This is a genomic window from Dactylosporangium sp. NPDC051485 (assembly GCF_040682015.1).
Lineage (GTDB): Bacteria > Actinomycetota > Actinomycetes > Mycobacteriales > Micromonosporaceae > Dactylosporangium.
Window position 1 is genome coordinate 15475 of sequence record NZ_JBFAZW010000106.1, and the last position, 22867, is coordinate 38341.

20 protein-coding genes are annotated in these 22867 nt (G+C 72.3%); 9 read left to right on the top strand and 11 right to left on the bottom strand.

All coding sequences use genetic code 11. The annotated features are described in order from the left end of the window. Nucleotides 1-110: 110 nt before the first annotated feature. A complete protein-coding gene (locus AB0M46_RS40975) occupies nt 111-1364 on the bottom strand; it encodes an extracellular solute-binding protein (protein ID WP_363345286.1) in 1254 nt (417 codons plus the stop codon). A gap of 391 nt (nt 1365-1755) precedes the next feature. Here AB0M46_RS40975 and AB0M46_RS40980 point away from each other — a divergent pair, with 391 nt between their 5' ends. Next, nucleotides 1756-3522 (top strand): IS1634 family transposase, encoded by a 1767-nt coding sequence (locus tag AB0M46_RS40980; protein WP_363345287.1) that lies wholly within the window; start codon nt 1756-1758, stop codon nt 3520-3522. A 47-nt stretch (nt 3523-3569) separates the two neighbouring features. Here AB0M46_RS40980 and AB0M46_RS40985 read toward each other — a convergent pair whose 3' ends face one another. Both AB0M46_RS40985 and AB0M46_RS40990 read right to left on the bottom strand, forming a co-directional pair. Further along, on the bottom strand, nt 3570-4514 hold the full coding sequence (locus tag AB0M46_RS40985) for an amidohydrolase family protein (RefSeq protein WP_363345288.1): 945 nt from the start codon (nt 4512-4514) through the stop codon (nt 3570-3572). Next, nucleotides 4511-5473: an acetylxylan esterase gene (locus tag AB0M46_RS40990; protein WP_363345289.1), complete on the bottom strand. Its 963-nt coding sequence runs from the start codon at nt 5471-5473 to the stop codon at nt 4511-4513. Before AB0M46_RS40990 ends, AB0M46_RS40985 begins: the two co-directional genes overlap by 4 nt. 130 nt (nt 5474-5603) lie before the next feature. Between AB0M46_RS40990 and AB0M46_RS40995 the strand changes: the two genes are divergently transcribed. From AB0M46_RS40995 to selB, 4 genes are all read left to right on the top strand, one after another. Beyond that, nucleotides 5604-6722 carry a C45 family peptidase gene (locus AB0M46_RS40995; protein WP_363345290.1) on the top strand — a complete coding sequence of 373 codons (1119 nt, stop codon included), beginning with the start codon at nt 5604-5606 and terminating at the stop codon, nt 6720-6722. A gap of 37 nt (nt 6723-6759) precedes the next feature. Continuing rightward, a complete protein-coding gene (locus AB0M46_RS41000) occupies nt 6760-7464 on the top strand; it encodes a FadR/GntR family transcriptional regulator (protein WP_363345291.1) in 705 nt (234 codons plus the stop codon). Nucleotides 7465-7653: 189 nt separating this feature from the next. Next, entirely contained in the window at nt 7654-8925 is a 1272-nt protein-coding gene (selA, locus tag AB0M46_RS41005; RefSeq protein ID WP_363345292.1) for an L-seryl-tRNA(Sec) selenium transferase, read from the top strand. A 6-nt stretch (nt 8926-8931) separates the two neighbouring features. Further along, nucleotides 8932-10668 (top strand): selenocysteine-specific translation elongation factor, encoded by a 1737-nt coding sequence (gene selB / locus AB0M46_RS41010; RefSeq protein WP_363345293.1) that lies wholly within the window; start codon nt 8932-8934, stop codon nt 10666-10668. A gap of 126 nt (nt 10669-10794) precedes the next feature. Here selB and AB0M46_RS41015 read toward each other — a convergent pair whose 3' ends face one another. The 8 genes from AB0M46_RS41015 to AB0M46_RS41050 form a co-directional block, all read right to left on the bottom strand. Next, entirely contained in the window at nt 10795-11106 is a 312-nt protein-coding gene (locus tag AB0M46_RS41015; RefSeq protein ID WP_363345294.1) for a hypothetical protein, read from the bottom strand. Between the two features lie 70 nt (nt 11107-11176). After that, on the bottom strand, nt 11177-12430 hold the full coding sequence (locus AB0M46_RS41020) for a condensation domain-containing protein (RefSeq protein ID WP_363345295.1): 1254 nt from the start codon (nt 12428-12430) through the stop codon (nt 11177-11179). A gap of 215 nt (nt 12431-12645) precedes the next feature. Beyond that, the gene (locus AB0M46_RS41025) at nt 12646-13767 is read right to left on the bottom strand and encodes an FAD-dependent oxidoreductase (protein WP_363345296.1); all 1122 of its coding nucleotides are present in this window, start codon (nt 13765-13767) and stop codon (nt 12646-12648) included. A 4-nt stretch (nt 13768-13771) separates the two neighbouring features. Continuing rightward, complete coding sequence (locus AB0M46_RS41030; RefSeq protein ID WP_363345297.1) at nt 13772-14977, bottom strand: FAD-dependent oxidoreductase; 1206 nt, start codon at nt 14975-14977, stop codon at nt 13772-13774. A 77-nt stretch (nt 14978-15054) separates the two neighbouring features. Further along, complete coding sequence (locus tag AB0M46_RS41035) at nt 15055-16056, bottom strand: LLM class flavin-dependent oxidoreductase (RefSeq protein WP_363345298.1); 1002 nt, start codon at nt 16054-16056, stop codon at nt 15055-15057. Beyond that, nucleotides 16053-16577: a nitroreductase family protein gene (locus AB0M46_RS41040; RefSeq protein ID WP_363345299.1), complete on the bottom strand. Its 525-nt coding sequence runs from the start codon at nt 16575-16577 to the stop codon at nt 16053-16055. The genes AB0M46_RS41035 and AB0M46_RS41040 overlap by 4 nt, the downstream gene beginning before the upstream one ends. A gap of 57 nt (nt 16578-16634) precedes the next feature. Then, nucleotides 16635-17456, bottom strand: coding sequence for an alpha/beta fold hydrolase (locus tag AB0M46_RS41045; protein WP_363345300.1), 822 nt, complete (start codon nt 17454-17456; stop codon nt 16635-16637). A 150-nt stretch (nt 17457-17606) separates the two neighbouring features. Further along, nucleotides 17607-18962 (bottom strand): pyridoxal-phosphate dependent enzyme, encoded by a 1356-nt coding sequence (locus tag AB0M46_RS41050; protein ID WP_363345305.1) that lies wholly within the window; start codon nt 18960-18962, stop codon nt 17607-17609. A 176-nt stretch (nt 18963-19138) separates the two neighbouring features. On the opposite strand from AB0M46_RS41050, the gene AB0M46_RS41055 reads away from it, so the two are divergent. From AB0M46_RS41055 to AB0M46_RS41070, 4 genes are all read left to right on the top strand, one after another. Next, nucleotides 19139-20323 carry an ABC transporter substrate-binding protein gene (locus tag AB0M46_RS41055; RefSeq protein WP_363345301.1) on the top strand — a complete coding sequence of 395 codons (1185 nt, stop codon included), beginning with the start codon at nt 19139-19141 and terminating at the stop codon, nt 20321-20323. A gap of 7 nt (nt 20324-20330) precedes the next feature. Next, entirely contained in the window at nt 20331-21422 is a 1092-nt protein-coding gene (locus AB0M46_RS41060) for an ABC transporter permease subunit (RefSeq protein ID WP_363345302.1), read from the top strand. Beyond that, nucleotides 21416-22216 (top strand): ABC transporter ATP-binding protein, encoded by an 801-nt coding sequence (locus tag AB0M46_RS41065; RefSeq protein ID WP_363345303.1) that lies wholly within the window; start codon nt 21416-21418, stop codon nt 22214-22216. Before AB0M46_RS41060 ends, AB0M46_RS41065 begins: the two co-directional genes overlap by 7 nt. A gap of 21 nt (nt 22217-22237) precedes the next feature. After that, nucleotides 22238-22867 (top strand): YcnI family protein (locus AB0M46_RS41070; protein WP_363345304.1); only part of this gene is annotated, 630 nt, incomplete at its 3' end.

Below are 22867 nucleotides of genomic sequence, written 5' to 3' on the forward strand. Positions count from 1 at the left end.
ACGGCAGGAGCTGCTTCTCAAAGGTGAAATGCCGGCGCGGCGACTGCCGCCCGGGCAGTGCCCCCGAGGTGTTCGGGGACACTGCGCGACGGATAGCGGTCTTCACGTTCTCAGCCAATGGCTTGGTTGATCTTGTCCGAAAGCTCCTTCATGGCAGCATCCGCACTCTTCTGGCCACTCATGATCGACTGCATGGCGTTCACGATGGCGTTGGCTCCCTCCACCTTGCCCCAGTTGGCCACCGGGGGAGTGGAGCGGGTGTGATCGGCCTGCTCGGCGTACGCCTTGAGCAGCGGGGTGGAGAAGGAGCCGGTGGACTTCTCCTGCGCCAGCGCGTCGTTCGTCGCCGGGAGCAGGCCCAGGTTCGAGGTGACCGGCACGAGGTTTTCCTTGCTCATCATGAACTTCACGAAGTCGTTGGCCACCGGCTTGTTGTTGCACTCGCGGAACACGGCGAGGTTGCTGCCGCCCGCGAACGTGTCGTTGTTCCCGCCCGGGCCCTTGGGAAGGACGGCGGTGCCCAGCTTGCTCTCCAGATCGGGAGCCTGCTTGAGGATGGTCCGCAGGTCCCACGACCCGCCGATCATCATCGCCGTCTGGCCCAGGCCGAACGACTTGTCGACGTCGGCGCCGGTCCAGGCGGAGGCGCCGGCGGGCGACAGTTTATCCTTGGTCAGCAGGTCGGCGTAGAACTGGAACGCCTGGACGGCCTGCGGTGACCCGGCCTCGGAGACCCACTTGTCACCGTTCTGCTTGGCGATCTCGCCGCCCCAGTTCCAGATCACCGGCAGGTAGTACCAGTGGGCGCCGCCAATGATGCCGAACCCGTTGACACCCTGGTGCTTCGCCTGAATGGCCAGGGCGTCCGCGCGCAGTTCCTCCCAGGTGGCGGGCGCCGCGGACTTGCCGATCGACTCGAGCATGTCCTTGCGGTAGATCAGGGCGCGGACGCCGGTGTCGTAGGGAACCGCGTACGACTTGCCCTTGTAAATGGTCGAGTCGATCATGCCGGGCACGTAGGTGCCCCGCAGCGTCTTGGGGTCGTCCGCGTACACGTTGAGGGCATTGAGTGCCGCAAATTCAGGGGTCCAGGTGTTGCCGATGAGCGCGACACAGGGAACGCTGCCGCCGGCGATCGACGTCAGGTACGTCTGGTGCGCGTCCTTTCCGAGGAATCGGAGGTTCACCTTGGTGCCCGGGTGTGCCGCGGCGTAGTCGTTCGCCAGCTTCTGCATGATCGGCTGCTGGGTGTCCCCAATGGGGTCGCCCATCCAGAAGTCGATCGCTCCCTTGATCTCGCCCGAGCCGTTTCCGCTCGGCGAGTCCTTTGCTCCGCCGCAGGCCGCGAGGGCGAGGGCCCCCACCAGCCCAATGGCGACGGCGGCGCGGCCGCGCCAAATATTTCTTGCTCGCATCCCTGCTCTCCTCTGCTGGGGACCGAAGACCTGCTAAACGCGGGGTACGCGGCGCCTCCGGACGACTTGTCCACCTGCCCGGCTGTCAGACAGCCCTATAGGTTGCCCCCAGGGTGCACCGTGGTGAGGTGGATCGCAAGTGCCTTGGTGTGTTCGTTACGAAGTTTCCTTGCTACCAGGCTCCGCGGTTTGCCGACACGCGGGAGTGATCGGTTTCGGATTGCTGCTGGTCAGGTGGGGTGTCGGCAGGTCGTGGCGCGGCTCGTGGTGCGGCAAGTGTAGTAACACGACGTAGTATCGTGCCTTGTGCGAGCAGGTCAACGATGGTTGAGTCGTAGGCATGTTCCTGCGGTTCACGTCGCGGACCAACGCCGACGGCATGGTGGTGCGCTACGTAGCCCTGGCGCACAACCGGCGGGTGGACGGCCGGATCAAGCCGGACGTGCTGATGAACCTGGGCCGGGTCGACCAGGTCGACGTGGCCGGACTGCGGCGGCTGGCCGCGTCGATCAACAAGCACTTCGGTGACAGCGACGGGCTGGCTGAGGCCGCAGAGGCGGGTGTGACCGCCGGTGCTGCGCCACTGGAGGTCCTTGACGCCCGAACGATCGGGGCCACCTGGCTGCTCGACGGGCTGTGGCGGCGCCTCGACGTGGGCGCGGCAGTGCGCGCGGCCACCGACGCGCGGCGGTTCACCACCAGCATGGAACGGGTACTGTTCGCGCTGGTCGCCAACCGGGCGGTCGCGCCGATGAGCAAGCTGTCCGCCGCCGAATGGGTGCGCGAGGACGCCGTCGTCCCGGGATTGTCCACGATGGACGAAGACCACGCCTACCGGGCGATGGACCTCCTCGTCGACGCCGACACCAAGGACCGGGTGCAGGAGTCGGTGTCCTACGCCGTGGCCGGCCTGCTCAATCTCGAATCCGACCTGTTGTTCTTCGACACCATCCGTTTCGAACGCGACGACGAAGACGGGGGCGACGACGCCTTCCGCCGGTTCGGCCACGCCAAGGACCACCGTGGCGACCTGCCACGGTTCGTCATCGGCCTGGCCGTGACCAAGGAAGGCATCCCGGTGCGCTGCTGGTGCTGGCCGGGCAGCCCCAGTGACCAGGCCGTCCTGGCCGAGGTTCGCGACGACCTGCGGGACTGGAACCTGGGCCGGGTCATCACCGTGGTCGACCGCGGCTTCTCCAGCGCGGACAACCTGGCCCACCTGCGCCGCGCCGGCGGGCACCGCATCGCCGGGATGCGCATGCGCGACGGCGACCCCCTCGTGGAGGCCGTGCTGTCCCGCCAGGGCCGATACCAGCACGTCCGCGACAACCTGCGGGTCAAGGAAGTCCGCCTCGACGGTCAGGACGCCCGGTTCGTCATCTGCCACAACCCCGACCAGGCACAGCGCGACCGGCAGCACCGCGACGAGGCGATCGCCCGCATCCAGGCCGAACTGGCCCGCATTGCCGAGCAGCGCGCCCGCGATGCCGGCCGGCCCCTCGGCGACCGGACCCGCGCCCGCAACGAAGCCGCCCACGTGCGTGCCGAGCGCGCGTTACGCGACCACCCCACCCTCGGCCGCTGGCGGGTCCAGCAGCCCAACGGACGCCTGAAGGTCAACACGGCGAAGGTCAAGGCCGAGGCCAGGCTGGACGGCAAGTACCTCATCGCCACCTTCGACCCGGACATCAGCGCCGAAGACGTCGCCCTGGGCTACAAGAACCTCCTGGAGGCCGAACGCGGCTTCCGTGACCTCAAGGCACAGCTGCTGCTCCGCCCGGTCTTCCACCGCCTGGAACACCGCATCCGCGCGCACGTGGTGATCTGCTGGCTGGCCCTGCTGCTGACCCGCGTCGCCGAACGCTCCAGCGGTCACACCTGGCGCACCATCAACCGGCAACTCGGGCGAATCACCCAGGTGACCCTCGCCGGCCCGGCCGGCACGGTCACCCAGACCACCCCGCTCACCGCCGAGCAGAAGGCCATCTACCAGGCGATTTCCGTCCAGCCGCCGGCCCGGGTCACCGCCTTCGAACCCCGCCTGATCAAGATCCCGAGGAGCAGGGGCGGCGTCGGTGCACGCCGCCTCCCGCCCCCCGGCGTGTGACCACGAACTGCGGAATCCGGGTTTGCCGTACCACGGTCAGACGATCGTCAGTCGACGGTCCCGCGGTCACGGAGCAGCTCACGGGCGTTCGCGCTGAGCACCGCGGAACCGTGCGTGTCGCCGAGGAATTCGCGCAGGAGGGCGAAACGCTCAGCCACCTCGTCGGCCGACGAGAACGGGAAGTCCGTGCCGAGGACCACGCGCGTGTCGTCGATGAAGGACAGCAGCGCGCCGAGGTCGGCAGTGGTGTGGGACAGGGCCGTGTCATAGCTGAACGCCGCCAGCGCGCGCAGGACACCTTGCGGACTGACGGCCGCGAGTTCCGGCATGCCTTCGGCCAGAACCATGCGTGGCGCGACGACAGGCATCGCGCCGCCGCAGTGCGAGAAGATCCACCGGATTCGCGGAAATCTGCGCGGCACGTCGGTGAGGAGAAGATTCGTGATCAGGCGCGTCGAGTCGAAGAGGTACTCCAGCACCGAGGGGCGAAGGGGAATCTCGCCCTCGGGCCACCATGCGGGCAGCACCGGGTGTACATGAACGAGCGCACCGCGGTCGTTCAGCGCCTCCAGAAGGCCGTCGAACCGGGGGTGGCCGACGTATGCCCCGGCATAGCTGGTGAGCAGGCCGACGCCGACGAACTCCGGCCGGTCGAACACCCGCTCGATCTCGGCGAGCGCGGCGTCGACCGACGGCAGGGGGAGACAGGCGACCGCCGCGAACCGCCCATTGCCGTCGCGGACCACTTCGGTCAGCTCGTCATTGGTGTCCCGGCACAGGTCCGTGGTGAATGTCTGATCGCCGAAGTAGAACCCGGGTGAAGCGGTGGACAGGACGGCCAGGTCAATGCCTAACCGGTCCATCACCCGGATCGAGTCCGCGGGTTCCCACACCGGAAATGCGGCGCCGGGTTGAGCTTGAATTCCCAGCGCGGTCAACCGGCTGACATAGGACGCCAGCGGTGCGTGGTGGTGAAAGTCGACGATGGTCATGGCACCAGCTCTCGGACGGCTCGAATGGTTCGCAAGGTGTCTTCTGGCCCTCCCGCCTCGTGGCCGTTGAACTGCCACACGGTCATCTCCTTGGGCCCGGCAAAGGCATTGTATGCAGCAAAGACGGTGGAGGGTGGGCTCACGACGTCGTGCAGGGCGACGCAAAATCTGCCGGGGCAGGTGGCTCGCCGGGCGAAGGATACGGCGTCGAAGTACGCAAGGGTCGCAAAGGCGCGCTCCGCGTGACCGCGGTGGGCGGCCAGCCATTTGATGATTTCCCCGTGGGGGCTGTGGTCCGTCACCTGTACTGCGCGCCGGAAGGCGGACAGGAACGGCACATGCGGCATCGCCAGCCGCACGTCGTCGCGCAAGCCGGCCGCCACGAGCGCCATGGCACCGCCCTGGCTGCGTCCCGTCACCGCGATCCGGTCGCGCGCCACGGCTTCGTGGGTCGCCACGGCGTCGACGAACCGGTACGCGTCGGTGAACAGGCGGCGGTAGTAGTAACGCTCGGGGTCGAGGATGTCGCGGGTCATGAACCCCGGCGCGGAGGGTCCCGCCCCATGCGGGTCGGCGGTGTGGCCGGCCCGCACGGAACTGCCCTGTCCGCGGGAGTCCATGATGGCGTGCGCGAACCCGGCACTGGCGTAGGCGAGGGACTCGACCGGGTGTCCGCGTCCGCTGCCGTATCCCAGGTACTCCACCACGAGCGGCAGGGGGCCGGTGCGTTCGTGCGGCAGCAGCAGCCACCCCTTGACGTCGTCCCCGGCGTACCCGGCGAAGGTGACGTCGTACACGTCAATGGTCCGCACCAGCGCGTCCACCGGCTCGAAACGCGGGTCGAGGGGATGGGCGCGGTGTTCCTGCAGTGTCCGACTCCAGAAGGCGTCGAAGTCAGCCGGCTCCGGGTGCGGGTACTCGTACTGCACGAGCCGATCGAGGGGGAGGTCCACCTGCATTCAAGCAACTCCTGTCTGGCAGCCAGACAGGAGTGTAGCAAGGGCGGCCTTTCTGGGAAGGGACAACCTGTCATGCAACCTGATAGCCTGCTAGGCAGGCGGAGTTGGGAGCTACAGTAGAGGAGTGGCAATGGCGCGGACAGTCGCCTCCGGGTACGACGTCGTGACCGTCACGGGCGACCCGGAAGAACGGGGATACCAGTACGGGCTCGCCGCCAGGACTCGGATAGAGCTCGCGTTGCGGACCTATGCCGACGTGTTCATGCACTACGCGTCATGGGACTGGGCCACCGTGCGACGACACGGACTCCGGTTCGCCGATCCCATCGAGGACTTCTCACCCGCGTCCGCGCGCGAGATCCGGGGGATCGCCCGCGGCGCCGGCGTCGAGGTGGCCGACATCCTGGCCCTGAACACCCGCAGTGAGATCATGTTCGCAGCTCCGGGGCGTCTGCGGGCCGTGGCGGCCAGCGAGTGCACCTCGTTCGCGCTGACCCCCGAACGCACGGCTTCCGGTGTCCCGCTGATGGGTCAGAACTGGGACTGGATCGAGGGGGCCCGGGAAACCGCGGTCGTGCTCCAGGTGCGCCGTGACGACGGCCCAGACTTCGTCACGGTGGTCGAGGCCGGGATGCTGGCGAAGGTCGGGATCAACTCCAGCGGTGTCGGCCTGTGCACCAACACCCTCATCTCGGACGGGGACGAGGGCCGGCCCGGCGTGCCGTACCACGTGCTGCTGCGATCGGTGCTCGACAGTGACAGCGGTGCGGAGGCCGCGGCGCGGATCAAGTCGACATCGCGAGCCAACTCCGCGAACTATCTCATCGCCGACGCGAGCGGGTTCTGCATGGACGTGGAGACCGGGCCGGGCGACGGTGCCTGTGGCGAGATCACGCCCGTCGACGGTGCGATCACGCACGCCAACCACTTCCTGGTCGGCGGTCTCACCGGGGTGGACCGCTACCTCGAGCGAAAGGCGCACACACGCAAGCGGCTGCACCACCTGACAGCGCGCCTGCAGCAGCACCGCACGCACACGATCGAAAGCCTGCAGGAGGCGCTTGCCGACCACGCCGACGCGCCGGACAGCGTGTGCCAGCACCCGGACGTGGCCCAGCCCACCGCCGAGCGCACCTGCACGGTGGCGGGGATCATCATGGATCTGTCGGATCGCTCGCTGATGTATGCCTCCGGCAGCCCGTGCGAGTCGACCTGGTCACTGCCGGTGCGTATCGATGCCTCGTCCTGACCGGTCAGCTGCCCGGCAGCCTGTTAACCTGTCAGCCGTGAAGGTGGTCCCCGTCGCGCAGCGAACAGCCGCGGAACACGTGCGAACGCAACTGGTCGAACTGATCGAGTCGGGTGAGTTCGCGGTGGGCCAGCGGCTGCCCTCCGAAGCTGACCTGGCCAAGTCGTTCGCGGTCAGCCGTTCGGTGATCCGTGAGGCGCTCCACAGCGTGAACGCCCTCGGTCTCACCCGCTCGTATGCCGGCAAGGGCACCTTCGTCGACGCGCAGTTCGCGCCGTCGCAGCTGCTGACCGGCAAGTACCTCCCCCGCGACCTGCACGAGGTGCGCAAGACGCTGGAGGTGCCGTTGGCCGCCCTCGCCGCGGAGCGCCGTTCCCGGGCCGACCTCAAGGCGATGACCGCGCTGCTGGCAAGGTTCCGTGAGGAGGAGGATCCCTCCGTGCGGGTCGGCATCGATGCCGACTTCCACGTCGCCATCGCCACGGCGACCGCCAACCCGTTGTTCCCCCGGCTGGTCTCGGAACTCCGCACGGTGCTGCAGGAGCAGGCGTTGGCCGCGGCGGTGGTTCCGGGCCGGGCGGCCAAGGCGGCCGACGAGCACGACGCGATCCTGGCGGCCATCGCGGAGCGCGACACCCACGCGGCGGCCGATGCGATGAAGCTTCACCTGGCCGCCGCGGAGGACACCGTGTCCTCGCTCGGACGCCGCAACGGCCCAACGCGAAAGTCGGCGTCCACGTAGAGAGAGATCAGTTCAGGATGAGTCGGCGTGTCTGGTCCCCGGCGGCGCGATGTTCCACGCGGCCGACGGGGCCGGACCGACGGAGGAGGTCGAGGGTGGCACTCCGCCTGGGTGCGGTTCACCCCGATCGGCAACGGCTGGTACAGCTTCGACTCCGGCCGGTGATCCGGACACTGCTACCGTTTCGGGATGGATCCGCGTCGCTCGGTGCCGCGCACCGATGTCGTGCTCGGCGACCCGCGGCTGGCCGTGTTCCCGAGGGACCGGGCCCGCGCGGTCGTGCGCGAGGAGCTTGACCGGGTCCGCCGCGGCGAGCTGGCCCCCGACGCCGTCGCCGAGGCCGCGCTGCACCGGCTGACCGGCGCAACCGGGATGCGGCCGGTGCTCAACGCGACCGGCGTCGTGCTGCACACCAACCTCGGCCGGGCCGCCCTGTCCGGCGCGGCGGTCGAGGCGGTCGCCCGCGCCGCCGGCCACACCGACGTCGAGCTGGACCTCGAGACCGGCCGCCGCGCCCGGCGCGGCCGGACCGCCATGCGCGCCCTGGCCGAGGCCGTCCCCGCCGCCGGGGGAGTGCACGTGGTCAACAACGGCGCCGCCGCCCTGGTGCTGGCCGCGACCGCGCTGGCCGCCGGCAAGGAGATCGTGGTCAGCCGCGGCGAGCTGGTCGAGATCGGCGACGGCTTCCGCCTGCCCGACCTGCTCGTCTCCACCGGGGCCCGGCTGCGCGAGGTCGGCACCACCAACCGCACCTCGCCGGCCGACTACCAGGCCGCCATCGGACCGCAGACCGGCTTTCTGCTCAAGGTCCACCCGTCGAACTTCTACCAGCGCGGCTTCGTCGCCGCCGTCCCCGTCGAGCGCCTCGCCGGGCTGGGCGTGCCGCTCGTGGTCGACATCGGCTCCGGCCTGCTGGACGCCGACCCGCTGTTGCCCGACGAGCCAGATGCTTCGACGGTGCTGCGAGCAGGCGCCGACCTCGTCACCTCCAGCGGCGACAAGCTGCTCGGCGGCCCGCAGGCCGGCCTGCTGCTCGGCCGGGCCGACCTGGTGGAGTCCCTGCGCCGTCACCCCCTGGCCCGCGCCCTGCGGGTCGACAAGCTCACCCTGGCCGCGCTGGAGGCGACCCTGCTGGCCCGCGACACCCCGACCTGGCGCGCGCTGCGGGCCGACGCCGCTGACCTGCGCCGCCGGGCCGAGGCGGTCCGCGCCTCCCTGCGCGGGCTGAGCGCCGAGGTGGTGGACACCGTCGCCGTGGTGGGCGGCGGCGGCGCCCCCGAGGTCGAGCTCCCGTCGGCCGCCCTCGCACTGCCGGTGGCCCTGGCCGCCCCGCTGCGCCTGGGCGACCCGCCGGTCCTCGGCCGGGTCGAGCGCGACCGGCTGCTGCTCGACCTGCGCTGCGTGCCCGAGGAGCAGGACGAGACGGTGGCCGCGGCCGTCCTGCGCGCGGCGGGCGGCTGAGCCGGCATGTGGGTCGTCGCCACCGCGGGGCACGTCGACCACGGCAAGTCGACGCTCGTGCGCGCCCTGACCGGGATGGAGCCGGACCGCTGGGCCGAGGAGCGGCGCCGGGGCATGACCATCGACCTGGGCTTCGCCTGGACTCGCCTGCCGTCGGGCGCCACCGTCGCGTTCGTCGACGTCCCCGGCCACGAGCGGTTCGTGCCCAACATGCTGGCCGGAGTGGGACCGGTACCGGCGGCAATGCTCATCGTGGCGGCCGACGAGGGCTGGAAGCCGCAGTCGGCCGAGCACCTGGCCGCCCTCGACGCGCTCGGCGTGCGCCACGCGCTGCTCGTGGTGACCCGGGCCGACCTCGCCGACCCCGCCCCGGCCACCCGCCAGGCCCTGGCCGAGCTGGCCAGGACCTCCGCCGCCGACGTCGAGGCCGTCGCGGTGAGCGCCGTGACGGGCGCCGGCCTGGACGACCTGCGCGCCGCCCTGGACCGCCTCGGCGCCGCCCTGCCCCCGCCCGACCTGGACGCCCCGGTCCGCCTGTGGATCGACCGCGCCTTCACCATCAAGGGCAGCGGCACGGTCGTCACCGGCACCCTGGGCGCCGGCCGCCTGACCGCGGAGGCCGACCTGGAGCTCGGGGGCGCCCCGGTCCGCGTCCGCGGCCTGCAGTCGCTGGGCACCGCGGTGTCCGCGGTGGACGCCGTCGCGCGGGTGGCGGTGAACCTGCGCGGCGTGGACCGCTCGGCGATCGCCCGCGGCGACGCGCTCGTCGCCCCCGGCCGGTTCGTCCGCACCGACCTGATCGACGTCCGCGTCCACGGCGACCCGGCGGACGGCCTGCCGTCCGCCGTCGTGCTGCACATCGGCTCTGCGGCGGTACCCGCTCGGGTGCGCCCGCTGGGCACCGACACCGCCCGCCTGCGCCTGGATCGTCAGCTGCCGCTGCACATCGGCGACCGCGCCCTGCTGCGCGACCCGGGCCTGCATCGGGTCCCCGGTGGCGTCACCGTCCTGGACGTCTGCCCGCCGCCGCTGCAGCGCCGAGGCGCGGCCGCCGCCCGGGCCCTCGAACTGTCCACGATGGACGGCACGCCGGACGCGGCGGGGGAGCTGCGCCGCCGCCGGCTCGTGCACGCCGACGAGCTGACCCGGATGGGCGTCACCCCGCCCGCCCCCGGCTGGCTGCTCGACCCCGGCCACGAGGCCGCCCTGCGGACCCGCCTGGCCGCGGAGGTACGGGCCTACGCCGACGCCCACCCCGTCGACCCCGACCCGCCGGTCGACGCCATGGCCCGCCGCCTGTCCCTGCCCGACCGCGGGCTGGTCGAGCGGCTCCTCACGCCGCCGCTTGCCGTGCACCACGGCCGGATCGGCACGGGCCGGCGCCTGCCGGAGCGGCTGCAGCGCGCCATCGACACCGTCCGCGCCGACCTCGCCCGGTCCCCGTTCGCCGCCCCGGAGAGCGACCGCCTGAGCGCCCTGGGCCTGGGCCCGAAGGAACTCGGCGCCGCCGCGAAGGCCGGCCTGCTGCTGCGCATCGCCGACGGCGTGGTCCTGCTCCCGGACGCCGCCGAGGTCGCCGCCGAGCGCCTGGCCGGCCTGCCCCAGCCGTTCACGCTGAGCGAGGCCCGCCAGGCGCTGGGCACGACCCGCCGGGTGGCGGTACCGCTGCTGGAGTTCCTGCACCGCCGCGGCACCACCCGCCGGCTCCCGGACGGCCGCCACCGGCTGGAAGGCAGCGGCTGACTCGGGGCCATGTGCGGTGCGGCCATCCGCGTGAGGGCCGAGATGCGGTCCCGCCCAGCTCGCCGGTCATGCGGGCTGGGCGGGACGGCCGGTGTTCGGCGCTGGTCGGTGCGATCGTGCGGATGGTCAGCGAACGACGCGGCAGATCAGGGCGCCCGACTGGCCGCGCAGGGCGGCCGCGACGACGTCCGTGGTCAGGTACTTGCAGGCCAGGTACGGGTCGCCGGAGCCCACGTAGACGTTGGCGCCGGAGTAGCACCGCAGGCCCGAGGACTCGTACAGCCCGACCAGTGCCGAGGTGCTGACCTGGGCGTGGCAGTACTCGCCGATGGACAGCGGGCCGAAGGTGAGGTCGACGGTGGAGGCGTGGGCGGGGGAGGCGAAGGCGAAGACGGTCAGCAGCGAGGCGGCGGCGAAGGCGCCGAGGCGTCGAAACATGTAACTATGTTAACAATAGCGCCGTCGCCCACGGGGCAGAAACTACCCCGTGGGTACGACAAGAAGCGGCTCAGCTGGTGATCCGCTCCATCTCCGCCGCCAGGCGCTCGGCGTCGGCCGGGGCGACGTGGGCGGCATCGAGGTACAACGACAGCTGCAGCGTGCCGGGCACGCCGTCCACGTGCAGGAACAGCGGCTCGAACGACGGGGCGTCCTGGGCCGCGACCCAGCGGAACGACGACTCGCCGGGCTCGATCGGCACGGACATGGCCGGGCCGCGGCGGTCGTTGAAGTAGCAGCCGATCTCGACGCCGGCCTCGGTGATCAGCCGGTCCATCCTGGTGTGGTGGAAATAGGCGTACTTGTACGCCGCCGTCGTCACCCGCCGCGTCCGCTCCAGCAGCTCCTCGAACGGCGCGTCCGCCGCCGGGATGCTGAGCAGCCCGGCCTGCGCGAGCGTGCACACGACGCCGGCGAGGCCCGGGCGGAACCGGTTGGACACGATCGGGCGGATCACCACCGGATCGATGCCGGTGATCCGGGTCAGCGCGCCCGCGTACGCGGCCAGCAGCACCGTCGTCGTGTCGACGCCGGTCTGCGCGGCCCAGCGCTGCGCCGCCAGGCCCAGCGTCGGCGAGGTGAATTCGCCGTGCCAGTACCGCGGAGACGCCACCACCGCCGGGCGCGGGAACCGCTGCGGGGCCACGGTCTGCAGGATGCCGGCCCAGTAGCGCCGCGCGGCGGCGTCGTGGCGCAGGCCGGCCGGCGACTCCTGCCACTCGGCCTGGGCGAGCGGCTGCGGGCCCGGCACCGGCGTGTCGACCCGCTCGGCTATCTCGGCCAGCATCGTCATCGCCCCGGTGGCGTCGGTCACGAAGTGCGAGACCAGCACCGCCACGTGGGTGAGCCGGTCGCCCTGGCGCACGACCGCCATGCGCAGCGGCCACTCGGTGGCGAAGTCGAGCAGCTTGGCCCGCCAGGCATCGCACAGGTCCTCGGCGACCCGGCCCGGGTCCGCGTCGCCGGCATCGACGATCTCCAGGTCGATCTCGCCGGCGGCGTGCACGACCTGGGTCGGCGTGCCGTCGTCGGCGAAACGTAACAGCGTGCGCATCGGTTCGTAGCGGGTCATGAGGTACCGCAGCTCGGCCACGACCTCGTCCAGCGTCGTGCCCTCGTTCAGGGGATTGACCCCGCCGAGCGGGATCCACGTCCGCTGTTTCACGATCGCGGACCAGTTCTCGAGCTGGCCCCACGACAGCGGGCCCTCGCCCGACGTGTCGCCCTGGAATCCGACGCTGATCCGATCCGGCGCAGCAGTCATTGCCGGCCCTCCCATCCATCGTGACGGCAGTGCACAACCTCCCGACCCGGCCGGCGTCGGTGCACGGCGGGCAGAGGCGGCCTGCACAACGTGGCGGGTCGCAGCAGGGCGCATCGGCGTTCGTCGTAGCCTACGGAAGGCGCGCCCCCGGACACTATGCGCCGGTCGTAGGATTGCGCCGCGATCGCCGGGGCCGTGCGCTTATCCGGGTCCCCTCAGCGGGCGGCGGCGAATTGCCGGTCCGGGCGGGTGCCGTCGACGGCGAGGTCGGCGAGGACCCGGCCGATCGCGGGCACGAACTTGAAGCCGTGGCCGGAGAAGCCGGTGGCCACGACCACGGGGCCGTGCCGGTCCAGGACGAAGTTCGAGTCGGGCGTGGTGGTGTAGGTGCAGCTGATCGGGGTGAAGGCGGCGGGATCTAGGCCGGGCAGGAAGCGGCGGACGTACTCGCGCAGCGCGGCCAGCTGGGCGGGCTCGGGCGTGAAGTCGCGGCGGTCCGGGTCGACCTCGGGGCCCACGCCGTGGAAGCCGACCTTGACGCCCTCGCCCGGCGTGGCGAGGCCGTAGATGCCGCCGTAGAAGTCCCCGGAGTCTGCCGTCCCTTCGGCGAAGCGGTGCCCGAAGCTCGGCCAGCGAGCCTCGGGGATACGGGCGGCGAAGTGGGCGGGCTGCTCCTGGGTGATCCGCAGCGGTGGCAGCGGCACGAGCCCGCCGAGCAGCTTGGCCGCCCAGGCGTTGACCGCGGCGACCACTCGGCGGGCGGTGTAGCTGCCGACGTCGGTGTGCACGCGGACCTTGTCCTCGCCGAGCACCTCGATCGCGGTCACCGGCGTCTCGTGCCGCACGACGGCGCCCAGCGCCCGTGCGGCGTCCTGCAGCGCGGCGACCGCCCGGTCGGCGTGCAGGCGCCCGCTGTCCGGGTGGTACAGCGCCCGGGTGGCGAAGCGGATGCCGGGCCAGCGCTCGGCCGCCTCCCCGGGCGCGAGCCAGCGGTGCGCCACGCCGCCGACGGCCAGCCCGTCGGCCAGTTCCTGCAGGTAGGGGTGGTCGCCGTGGTCGACGCCGCCGGTGACGGTGAGCAGCCGCGCGCCGGTGACGTGCTCCAGTTCCCGCCACAGCCGCTCGGCCTCGCGCGCGAGGCGGATGTGCACCAGATCGGGGTACGACAGCCGGAAGATGCGCGACGCGCCGTGCGACGCGCCGTTGGTGTGGCCTGGGGCGAACCGCTCGAGCAGCACCACGTCGGCGCCGCGCCGGGCCAGCTGCCAGGCCGCCGCCGAGCCCATCGCCCCGCCGCCCACGACGACCACGTCGGCCGCGTCTGTTGTGTCCGTCATCGCCTCAACCCAGGATTCGTGCGGCGCCGAAGCCGCTGGCCAAACCGGTGCCGGCCGCGAACCGGCCGGGGGAGAACTGCCCGAGCCGCGCGTCGGCGTCGTCGAGGAGCAGGCGGGCCACGTGATCGCCCCACACCGGGGCGAGCTTGAAGCCGTGCCCGCTCGTGCCGGCGTCGACATACACGCGCTCGCCGATCCGGCCGGTGACCGGCTGCCAGTCGGGGCTGACGTCGTACAGCGACGCCCAGCCGCCGTCGGCCACCGCCCGGCCGCGCACCGGCGCCCGGTGGGCGGCGCGGGCGGCGAGCCAGGCGTGCTCGGCGCCCGTGATGTCGGCGGCGAAGGCGTCCGGGTCCGTCGCGGCGGTCGGGGCGAGCGGGCCGAGCAGGAACCGGCCGGCCCCGTCGGGCCGTGAGTAGTACCCGTGCTGCACGTCGATGAGCACGTGCGGGATCGCGCGCGGGGTGTCGCCGGGCGCGTGGCGCAGCCCGGCCACGACGTGCCGTTCGGCGGTCAGGGGCAGCACCACGCCCAGCTGCGCCACCAGGGGTGCGGTCCACGGCCCGGCGGCGACGAGCAGGCGGCCCACCTCGTGCCCGGAGCCGTCGGCCAGCAGCAGCTTCACCGACCGCGGGCCTTCGACGATCTGGCAGACCCGGGAGTGCTCCAGCAGCGTCGCGCCGAGCGCGACGGCGCGGGTGGCGTAGCCGAGGGCGGTCCGGTACGGGTCCGCGTGCCCGGCGTGGCGCTCCCACACCCCGATCGCGGTCCCGTCCAGGTTCAGGTCCGGGAAGCGCCGGGCCAGGTCGTCGGGCGTCAGCACCTCGTGACCGATGCCGGCCGCGGCGAGACCGGCGGCGGTGGCCCGCACGTCGGCCGCGTCGCCGGCTGCGTGCAGGTACAGCCCGCCGGTGCGCACGTAGCCGCTGCCGTCGCCGGCCCGGCCGGCGAGGTCGGCCAGGACGGCCGTGCTGTCGCGGGCCACCTCGGCCAGGAACCGGTTGGTGTAGTACGCCCGCACGACGCCGCTGGCCCGGCCGGTCGGCCCGCCGGCCCGCCGGCCGCGCTCGAGGATCAGGGTGGATACGCCCCGGCGGGTCAGGTGGTAGGCGGCGCTGAGGCCGTGCACCCCGGCGCCGATGATGCCGATGTCGTAAGAGCTCACAGGCGCGCCGTCCAGGTTGCCGGGGGCCAGCTGACGGGCTGGCACCGCAACGATAGTGATCTACAGGGGATATGTCTACTAATCCGATGGGACTACCATGGGTTGCGGCTGTGCCCGGCCGGCTACGCGGGCGACCAGCCCAGCGCCGGGGCGACCGAGTGGACCACGTCGTGCAGGATCTGCTCGTACTCCGCGCCGTCGAACTCGTAGGGCAGCTCCAGGCGCAGCTCGTCGACCGCCTGCACCACCGCGTCGGCGCGCAGGCGCTCGACGATCTCCTCGGCGGTGCCCACGACGTCGGGGGCGAAGAGGATGCGACGCTCCCCGTGCGGCTTGAGCGTGCGTTCGCGGCGCGACTCGGCGTAGCGCAGGTACCGCTGCCGGGTCGCCCGGTCGGCGCTGTCCAGCGGGACGATCACCCGGCCGACCGCGATCCGGCCCGGGCGGGCGGCGCTCGCGCGGTACTCGCGGATGTGCGCCAGCTGCGCCGTCACGAAGTCGTCGGTCTGCTCGCCGGAGACGATGTTGCCGGCGAGCAGGTTCAGGCCGGCCGACGCCGCCCAGCGCACCGAGCGGAGGCTGCCGCCGCCGTACCACAGCCGGTCGATCAGGCCCTTGCTGTACGGCTGCAGGCGGGGTCGTTGCACGTTGCCGGGGGAGTGGATGACGGTGTCGGGGTCGCCGAGGAACTCCCCGCGCAGGTTGTCGCGCAGCCGGGCGATGCGCCCGTAGGACAGGTCGAACGAGCGCCAGTCGCCGTCGAAGACGAGGTCGCCGATGAGTTCGGCGTGCGGCGGGACGCCCGCGCTGAACCCGACCTGCAGCCGCCCCTGCGACAGCACGTCGGCCATCGACAGGTCCTCGGCGAGGCGGAACGGGCTCTCGTATCCGATCGGGATGACCGCGGTGCCCAGCTGCAGGCGCGTCGTGCGCTGCCCGGCGGCGGCGAGGAACACGGCCGCGGACCCGACGCCGTGCTCGAGGTGCCGCTGGCGGATCCAGCCGCCGTCGAAGCCGAGCCGCTCGCCGTGCTCGAACAGCCGCAGCGTCGACTCCAGCCCGGCATACGGGTCGTCGTCGAGGAAGTTCCCCGGCGTCAGGAACGCCAGCGTCCGGATGCTCACGACGCCCGCCACTGGCCGCGGTGCACGACGTCGTCGAACGGCCGCCGGTCCGGCCGCGCGATCGGCCGCAGCGGCCGGTCGGCGGGGTGGCCGACGCCGATCAGGTAGGAGACCGTGTGACCCGCCGGCACGCCGAGAATCCTCCGCGCCTCGTCCTGGTCGCCGACCGAGGAGTGCCCGGTGCCGATGCCGAGGTCGGCCGCGGCCAGCAGGATCGCGAAGGCCGCCTGCCCGAGGTCGAACTGGTCGATGAGCCGCGTGTGCTCGTCGTCGGTCTCGGGGACCACGAGCGCGACGGCGGCCGCCGCTCCAGCGATGTGCTGGGCGCCGCGCCACACCGTGGCCAGCCGGTGCAGCTGGTCCCGCTCGGTGACCACGACGAAGTCCCGGTGCTGGCGGTTGGACGCCGACGGGGCGCGCCATCCGGCCTCCAGGATTCGCCTGAGGTCGGCCTCGGCAATGGGCTCGGGCCGGTACTGCCGGACGTTACGCCGCGCCGTCAGCGCGTCCCAGGTTTCCACGGGGCGACAATATCATATCTAGCCGATAGCTTTACTAGGCTATGTGCGTGACGGCGGTCATCGGGGTTGCGCACGCTGGTGGGTCGCGGCGGCCGGGACGTGCTCGCGGACCCAGTCGGTCACGAGGCCGGCCAGGGTGTCCTGGCGGTCGTGGAACGTGTGGGTGGCGCCGGGGATGACGGCGATCCGCGAGCCTTCCGGGAGCAGGTGCGCGCCGCGGGTGGTGGTCGCGGCGAGCCGCGGTTCCAGCTCACCGGTGTCGCCGTGCACGACGAGCACCGGGACTCGCAGGGCGGTGAGCAGCTCCCGCTGGGTGCCGGTGGCGCCGAGCCGGGGCTGCCGGCGGTTGACCGTGACGTGGGTGCGGACGGTCGAACCCTCGATCGGCAGGTGGACGTCCTCGTCGCGGTTCCAGGCCGCGAGTCCCTCCTCGCCCAGGAGCGGGTACGGCCGGTCGCCCCCGGTGTCACCGGCGCCGGTGAGCGCGCCGGTCAGCACCAGCGTGACCACCCGGGGTCGCTGCGGTGCGACCCGCAGCGCCACGGCCGAGCCCAGGCTCTGGCCGTGCAGGACCTGACGCGGGTAGCCCAGCGCGTCGAGGTGGTCGAGCGCGGCCTGCGCGTCGTCGAGCAGCCGTTCGCCGTCCACGGCCCCGCCGTCGGAGTCGCCGAAGCCGCTGAAGTCGAAGCGCAGCACGGCGTGGCCCAGCGCCGCGTACTCGGCCGCCAGCCGGTCGAAGCGTCCGCCGGCGCGGCGGTTGGACAGGAACCCGTGCAGCAGGACGACGGCGCTGTCGCCCGGGCCCGGCGTGAACGTCGCGGCGAGCCGGTCGCCGCCGCGGTTGCGCAGGTACAGCTCGGTCTCGGTGCCGGTGCTCATGCGATGTCCAAACGTTTGGCGGGGTTGGGGCCGGGTGGTAGGGCTCGTTGCGGCTGGTGGACGGCGGCACGCCGGCGCTGCGCCGCGATCCCTGGCGGCGTCCGGAGGCGGCGGCATCGGCGGGCGCGACGTGCCACGCTTGCGCGCACCTCAGGCGGGCCGGGGCAGGACCGCGCGGACGCGGCCGTCGGCCAGGACGGCGAACCAGTCGCCCTCGATGCGGGCCAGGGCGGCGTCGACCGGTTCGCCGATGCCGGCCGCCGGGAGCGCCGGGGCGATCAGGGGCTCGATCGAGTCGCCATCGAGCGAGTCGCCCTTGAGCGAGTCGCGCCGCAGCGCGCCGACGACGTCGCCGGCCGCCCGCAGCGGGGCGGCCGAGGTGCGGCCGAGCACGACGAGTGCCACCTCCGCGCCGGTGCGGTCGAACTCCTCCCGCGCCTGCGCCGTGCTCGCCGTGGCCGGCACTACGGCCGGGGCCGGCGCGCCGGCCAGGAGGTCGCCGAGCACCGGGCGGGTCCGGTCGCCGTCGAGGAAGCCGTTGCGCAGCAGCCAGTCATCGTCGAAGTACTTCGACAGGTAGTTGCGGCCGGAGTCGGGGGCGAGCACCACGACCAGGTCGTCGGGGCCGAGGCCGCGGGCCACCCGCAGCGCGGCGGCCACGGCGGCGCCGGCGGACGCGCCGACCAGCAGACCCTCCTGTCGGGCCAGGGCCCGGGTGACGGTGATCGCCTCGCGGTCGCCGATCCGCTCGACCGCGTCGAGCACGCCGGTGTGGTACGACTGCGGCCAGACGTCCTCGGCGGTGTCCGGATGCAGGTAGTGCCCGATGCTCTCGACGTAGTAGGGGCTCCCGTCGCCGCCGCCGTAGGTCGAGTGCTCGGGGTCGGCGCCGATCACGCGCACCCGGCCGTCGCTGACGCCTTTGAGGTGGGCGCCCGCGCCCGAGACGGTGCCGCCGGTGCCGATGCCCGCCACGTAGTGGGTGACCCGGCCGCCGGTCTGCGCCCAGATCTCCGGGCCGGTGGTGTCCACGTGCGCCTGCGGGTTGGCCGGGTTGTCGTACTGGTTGGCGAACCAGCCGCCCGGCGTCTGCTCGGCGATGCGGCGCGCCAGCTGGCTGACGTGCTCGGGGTGCTCCCGCGGAAGGCCGCCGGGGGTCACGACCACCTCGGCGCCGTAGGCGCGCAGCACGGCGAGCTTGTCCGTGCTGGTCTTGTCGGGCACCACGACGATCGCGCGATAGCCGCGCTGTGCGGCGACGATCGCGAGCCCGATGCCGGTGTTGCCCGAGGTGCCCTCGACGATGACGCCGCCGGGCCGCAGCGTTCCGTCGCGCTCGGCCGCCGCCACCATGTGCCGGGCGGCGCGATCCTTGACGCTGCCGCCGGGGTTGAGGAACTCCGCCTTGAGGTACACCGGCGCGCTGATGCCCTCGGTGACCCGGGTGAGCCGGATCAGCGGCGTGTGGCCGACCGCGTCGAGGACGGACTCGTAGCTGTGCTCCATCGCGATGACGACCTCCCGCTGCGGAAAAATCCTATCTAACATATAGGTTGACTGTGGAGTTGAGCCAGTGGGGCGGCTCAATACATATTTAACAGATAGGAATAGTTGCCTACATCGACCCCCGCGCGCTACGGTCCACCCGTTCCGGTCCAGCGCGGCATGAGAGGTGACCCCCGATGACGGACAACCCGGTGCAGGAACCACAGGAGGACGGGCTCGCGGCGAGTGACGGGCCCGTGGCGAGTGACGGCCCCGCGGCCGTCGAGGGCCCCGTCGAGGCCAACGTCGACCTCGACGCCCCGCAGGGCATCTCCCGCCGCCGCCTGTTCACGGCCGCCGGCGTCGGCGCCGGGGTGCTGGTCGCGGGCGGCCTCGCCGGCTGGGCCTTCGTGCGCGGCCGGGACAAGGAGACGGCCAAGGCCGACGGGCTGACCGTGACCAAGTCGTGGGCCGACCGCGAGCTCACCCTCACCACGCCCAGCGGTGTCTGCGAGGCACCGCTGGTCGCGGCCTACGAGAAGGGCTTCTTCCGGCAGGCCGGGCTCAATGTCGTCCTGAAGAAGACCGGCACCGACGAGGACGTCACCGCGGCCGTCGGCTCCGGTAAGTACGTCGCCTCCAACGGCATCTTCTTCAACTACCTCGGCCCGATCTACAACGGCACGCCCGTCAAGCTCAGCGGCGGCCTGCACCACGGCTGCCTGGACCTCTACGTCCGCAACGACGGCTCGGTGCCCACGGTCGCCTCGCTCAAGGGCAAGAAGATCGGGGTGAGCAACCTGCAGGGCTCGGCGACCAACTTCTTCTCCCTCGACCTGCTCGACGCCGGCATCAACTCCAGCCCCGCCGCCAAGCAGGTCGAGTGGGTCGTCATCGAGCAGCCGCTGCTGCCCCAGGCGCTCAAGGACGGCAAGGTGGACGCCATCGCGACGGCCGGCGGATACCTGCCCATCATCCAGGGCGTCCAGGACGGCTGGGCCAAGGAGATCTCCAACAACCGCAACCTCAGTGCCAACGCCAACCAGCCCTGCTGCGCGGTCGTGCTCAACAACCAGTTCCTGAGCGAGGACCCCGTCACCGCCGGCAAGCTCGTGTCCGCCTGGGCGCAGGGCTCCCGATGGGTCGGCGCCAACCTCCAGGAGACGGCCGAGATCGAGTCGAGCAAGAACTACGTCGCGGGCAAGCCGGACGAGATCCTGCAGGTGCTCAAGACGCTCACGTTCGACCCGTCGCCGAAGAACCTCCGGGAGTCCCTGCAGCCGGGCATCGAGAAGTACGTCAAGACGGGCTTCCTGCCGGCCGGGGTGGACGTCCCGGCGCTGGCCGACAAGGTCTTCGTCGACCTCGGCCTCAACTTCTGACACGACCGTGGCCGCCGACATCACCACCACCGCCCCGGCCCCACCCAGGACCGGGCAGACCGTCCAGGGCGCGGCGCGCATCCACGCCGCCCTGGAGAAGGTCGCCAACCCGGCCCGGGTCAACCCCATCCTCACCGGCGCGGGCATCCTCGCCTGGATCGGCTTCTCCGCCGTCGCCGGCGCCGTGCCGGACAGCGCCAGGCTGTCCATGCGCGACGCCCAGTCGATCACGGCGACCACGACCTTCACCGTCGTCGCCGGCCTCGTCGTGGCCGCGGCGTGGGCGACGATCTGGGCCCTGACGGCGGCCCGGGGCCGCGTGGGGGTCTGGGCCGCCGACCGCGTGTCGCACGGCGCCGCCTGGCTCTTCGGCTCGGGCCTGTGGATGCTGTTCTGGGAGATCTCGACGGCCAAAACGGTCCTGCTGGCGCCGCCGTACTTCGCCGCGCCCCAGCAGATCCTCGACCGGCTGTGGACCGACCGCGGCATCCTCTCCGAGAGCCTCGGCAACTCGCTGCTGCTGCTCGCGTGCGGCTACGTCGCCGGGCTGGTCGCCGGCCTGCTCACCGGCGTGACGATCGGGTGGTTCCAGGCGGCCAACTACTGGGTGCACCCGATCCTGGTGTTCCTCGGCCCGGTGCCGTCCCTGGCCTGGGTCCCGATCATCTTCGTGCTCTTCCCGACCTCCTACTCCGGCGCCGTGTTCCTCATCGCACTCAGCGTGTGGTTCCCGATCACGGTGCTCACCCGCGCCGGGATCCTCGGCGTCCCGCGCTCGTACTTCGACGTCGCCCAGACCCTGGGCGCGCGCAACTTGTTCCTGGTCCTGCGGGTGAGCCTTCCGGCGGCGCTGCCGAGCGTCTTCACCGGCGCGTTCATGGCCCTCGGGGTGTCGTTCGTGACCCTTACGGTCGCCGAGAACTTCGGCGTCAACTCCGGCCTCGGCTGGTACCTCAACTGGAAGAAGGGCTGGGGCGACTTCCCCGCGGTGTACGCCGGCATCGCGGTACTGGTGCTCGTCTGCGGCATCCTGCTGACCCTGCTGTTCCGGGCCCGCAACTGGGTGCTGCGCTGGGAGAAGGAGCTGACCCGATGGTGAGTGCCGACACCGGCTCCGCGATCGACATCGTCCACGTGACCCAGGCGTTCCGCAGCGGCGGCCGGGACCTGCCGGTGCTCGACGACGTCTCGCTCTCGGTCGCGCCCGGCGAGTTCATCGCGCTGATCGGGCCGAGCGGCAGCGGCAAGTCCACCCTGATCCGGCTGCTGGCCGGGCTCGACAAGCCGCTGTTCGGCGCCGTGCACGTCGGCGGCCGCCGGGTTGGCGGGCCCGACCCGAGCCGGGCGCTGGTCTTCCAGGACCCGACGCTGCTGCCGTGGCGCACCGTGCGGGGCAACGTCTCGATCGGCCCGCAGGCCCGCGGCCTGTCCGCCCGGCAGTCCCGGCACCGCATCGACGAGGCGCTGGAGCTCGTTGGCCTCGCCGACTTCGCCGACGCCTGGCCGTCGCAGCTGTCCGGCGGCATGGCACAGCGCGCCGCGCTCGCCCGCGCGCTGGTGAACGACCCGTCGGTGCTGCTGCTCGACGAGCCGCTCGGCAAGCTCGACGCGCTCACCCGCCGGGCACTGCAGAACGAGCTGCAGCGGCTGTGGCAGGCCCGCCGGTTCACCGCCCTGCTGATCACCCACGACGTGAGCGAGGCGCTGTTCCTCGCCGACCGGGTCGTCGTCTTCTCGCCGCGCCCGGCCCGGGTCCGGCAGGTGATCGAGGTCGGCCTCGACCGCCCCCGGGACCAGTCCGCCGGCGCGTTCGTCGCGCTCCGCGAGCGCATCCTCGGGCTGCTGGACGAAGAGGCGACGACCCCGCCCGACGAGCTCGAGTCCGCCCGCTGACCGCTGCCGAGGAAACGATCGATGTCCAGATTCGCGCTTGTCGTGTCCACCGTCCTCGTCCTGACCTTCGGGCTCGTGTCGCCGGCCGGTGCCCACGTCACGGTCTCCGCGTCCTCGACGCTGCCCGCCTCCTGGGCGACCCTCACGTTCAAGGTGCCGACCGAGTCCGACACCGCCAGCACGACCGGCCTCACGGTCCAACTGCCCGCGGACACCCCGTTCACGTCGGTGCTGACCCAGGCAACCGCCGGCTGGACGGTCAAGACGTTCCGCACGCCGCTGCCGAAGCCGGTGACGGACGACGACGGCGGCACCGTCACGTCGGCCGTCACGAAGGTGGAGTGGACCGCGACCGGGGACGGCATCGGGCCCGGCCAGTTCGGCACCTTCGCGCTCGCCGTGGGGCCGCTGCCGCGCGGGGGCACGCTGTACCTGCCGGCGATCCAGCACTACTCCGACGGCACGGACGTCGACTGGGTCCAGCAGGCCGAGGGCGGCGCGCAGGCCGAGCACCCGGCCCCCAGCATCGTCGTGGCCGCGCCCGCCCCCGCCCCGGTGGCCGCGCCCGCCGGGCGGGACGGATGGGGCATCGGACTGGGCGTGGCCGGCATCGTGCTCGCGCTGCTCGCCGGCGCGGCGGCGGGCGCGGCC

Bases quoted from the DNA above. Each gene is read 5' to 3' on its own strand.
- AB0M46_RS40990 (WP_363345289.1), bottom strand. From the start codon at position 5,473: ATGCAGGTGGACCTCCCCCTCGATCGGCTCGTGCAGTACGAGTACCCG.
- AB0M46_RS40995 (WP_363345290.1), top strand. From the start codon at position 5,604: ATGGCGCGGACAGTCGCCTCCGGGTACGACGTCGTGACCGTCACGGGC.
- AB0M46_RS41055 (WP_363345301.1), top strand. From the start codon at position 19,139: ATGACGGACAACCCGGTGCAGGAACCACAGGAGGACGGGCTCGCGGCG.
- selB (WP_363345293.1), top strand. From the start codon at position 8,932: ATGTGGGTCGTCGCCACCGCGGGGCACGTCGACCACGGCAAGTCGACG.
- AB0M46_RS41025 (WP_363345296.1), bottom strand. From the start codon at position 13,767: ATGACGGACACAACAGACGCGGCCGACGTGGTCGTCGTGGGCGGCGGG.
- AB0M46_RS40985 (WP_363345288.1), bottom strand. From the start codon at position 4,514: ATGACCATCGTCGACTTTCACCACCACGCACCGCTGGCGTCCTATGTC.
- AB0M46_RS41050 (WP_363345305.1), bottom strand. From the start codon at position 18,962: ATGGAGCACAGCTACGAGTCCGTCCTCGACGCGGTCGGCCACACGCCG.
- AB0M46_RS41020 (WP_363345295.1), bottom strand. From the start codon at position 12,430: ATGACTGCTGCGCCGGATCGGATCAGCGTCGGATTCCAGGGCGACACG.
- AB0M46_RS41015 (WP_363345294.1), bottom strand. From the start codon at position 11,106: ATGTTTCGACGCCTCGGCGCCTTCGCCGCCGCCTCGCTGCTGACCGTC.
- AB0M46_RS40980 (WP_363345287.1), top strand. From the start codon at position 1,756: ATGTTCCTGCGGTTCACGTCGCGGACCAACGCCGACGGCATGGTGGTG.
- selA (WP_363345292.1), top strand. From the start codon at position 7,654: ATGGATCCGCGTCGCTCGGTGCCGCGCACCGATGTCGTGCTCGGCGAC.
- AB0M46_RS41065 (WP_363345303.1), top strand. From the start codon at position 21,416: ATGGTGAGTGCCGACACCGGCTCCGCGATCGACATCGTCCACGTGACC.
- AB0M46_RS41045 (WP_363345300.1), bottom strand. From the start codon at position 17,456: ATGAGCACCGGCACCGAGACCGAGCTGTACCTGCGCAACCGCGGCGGC.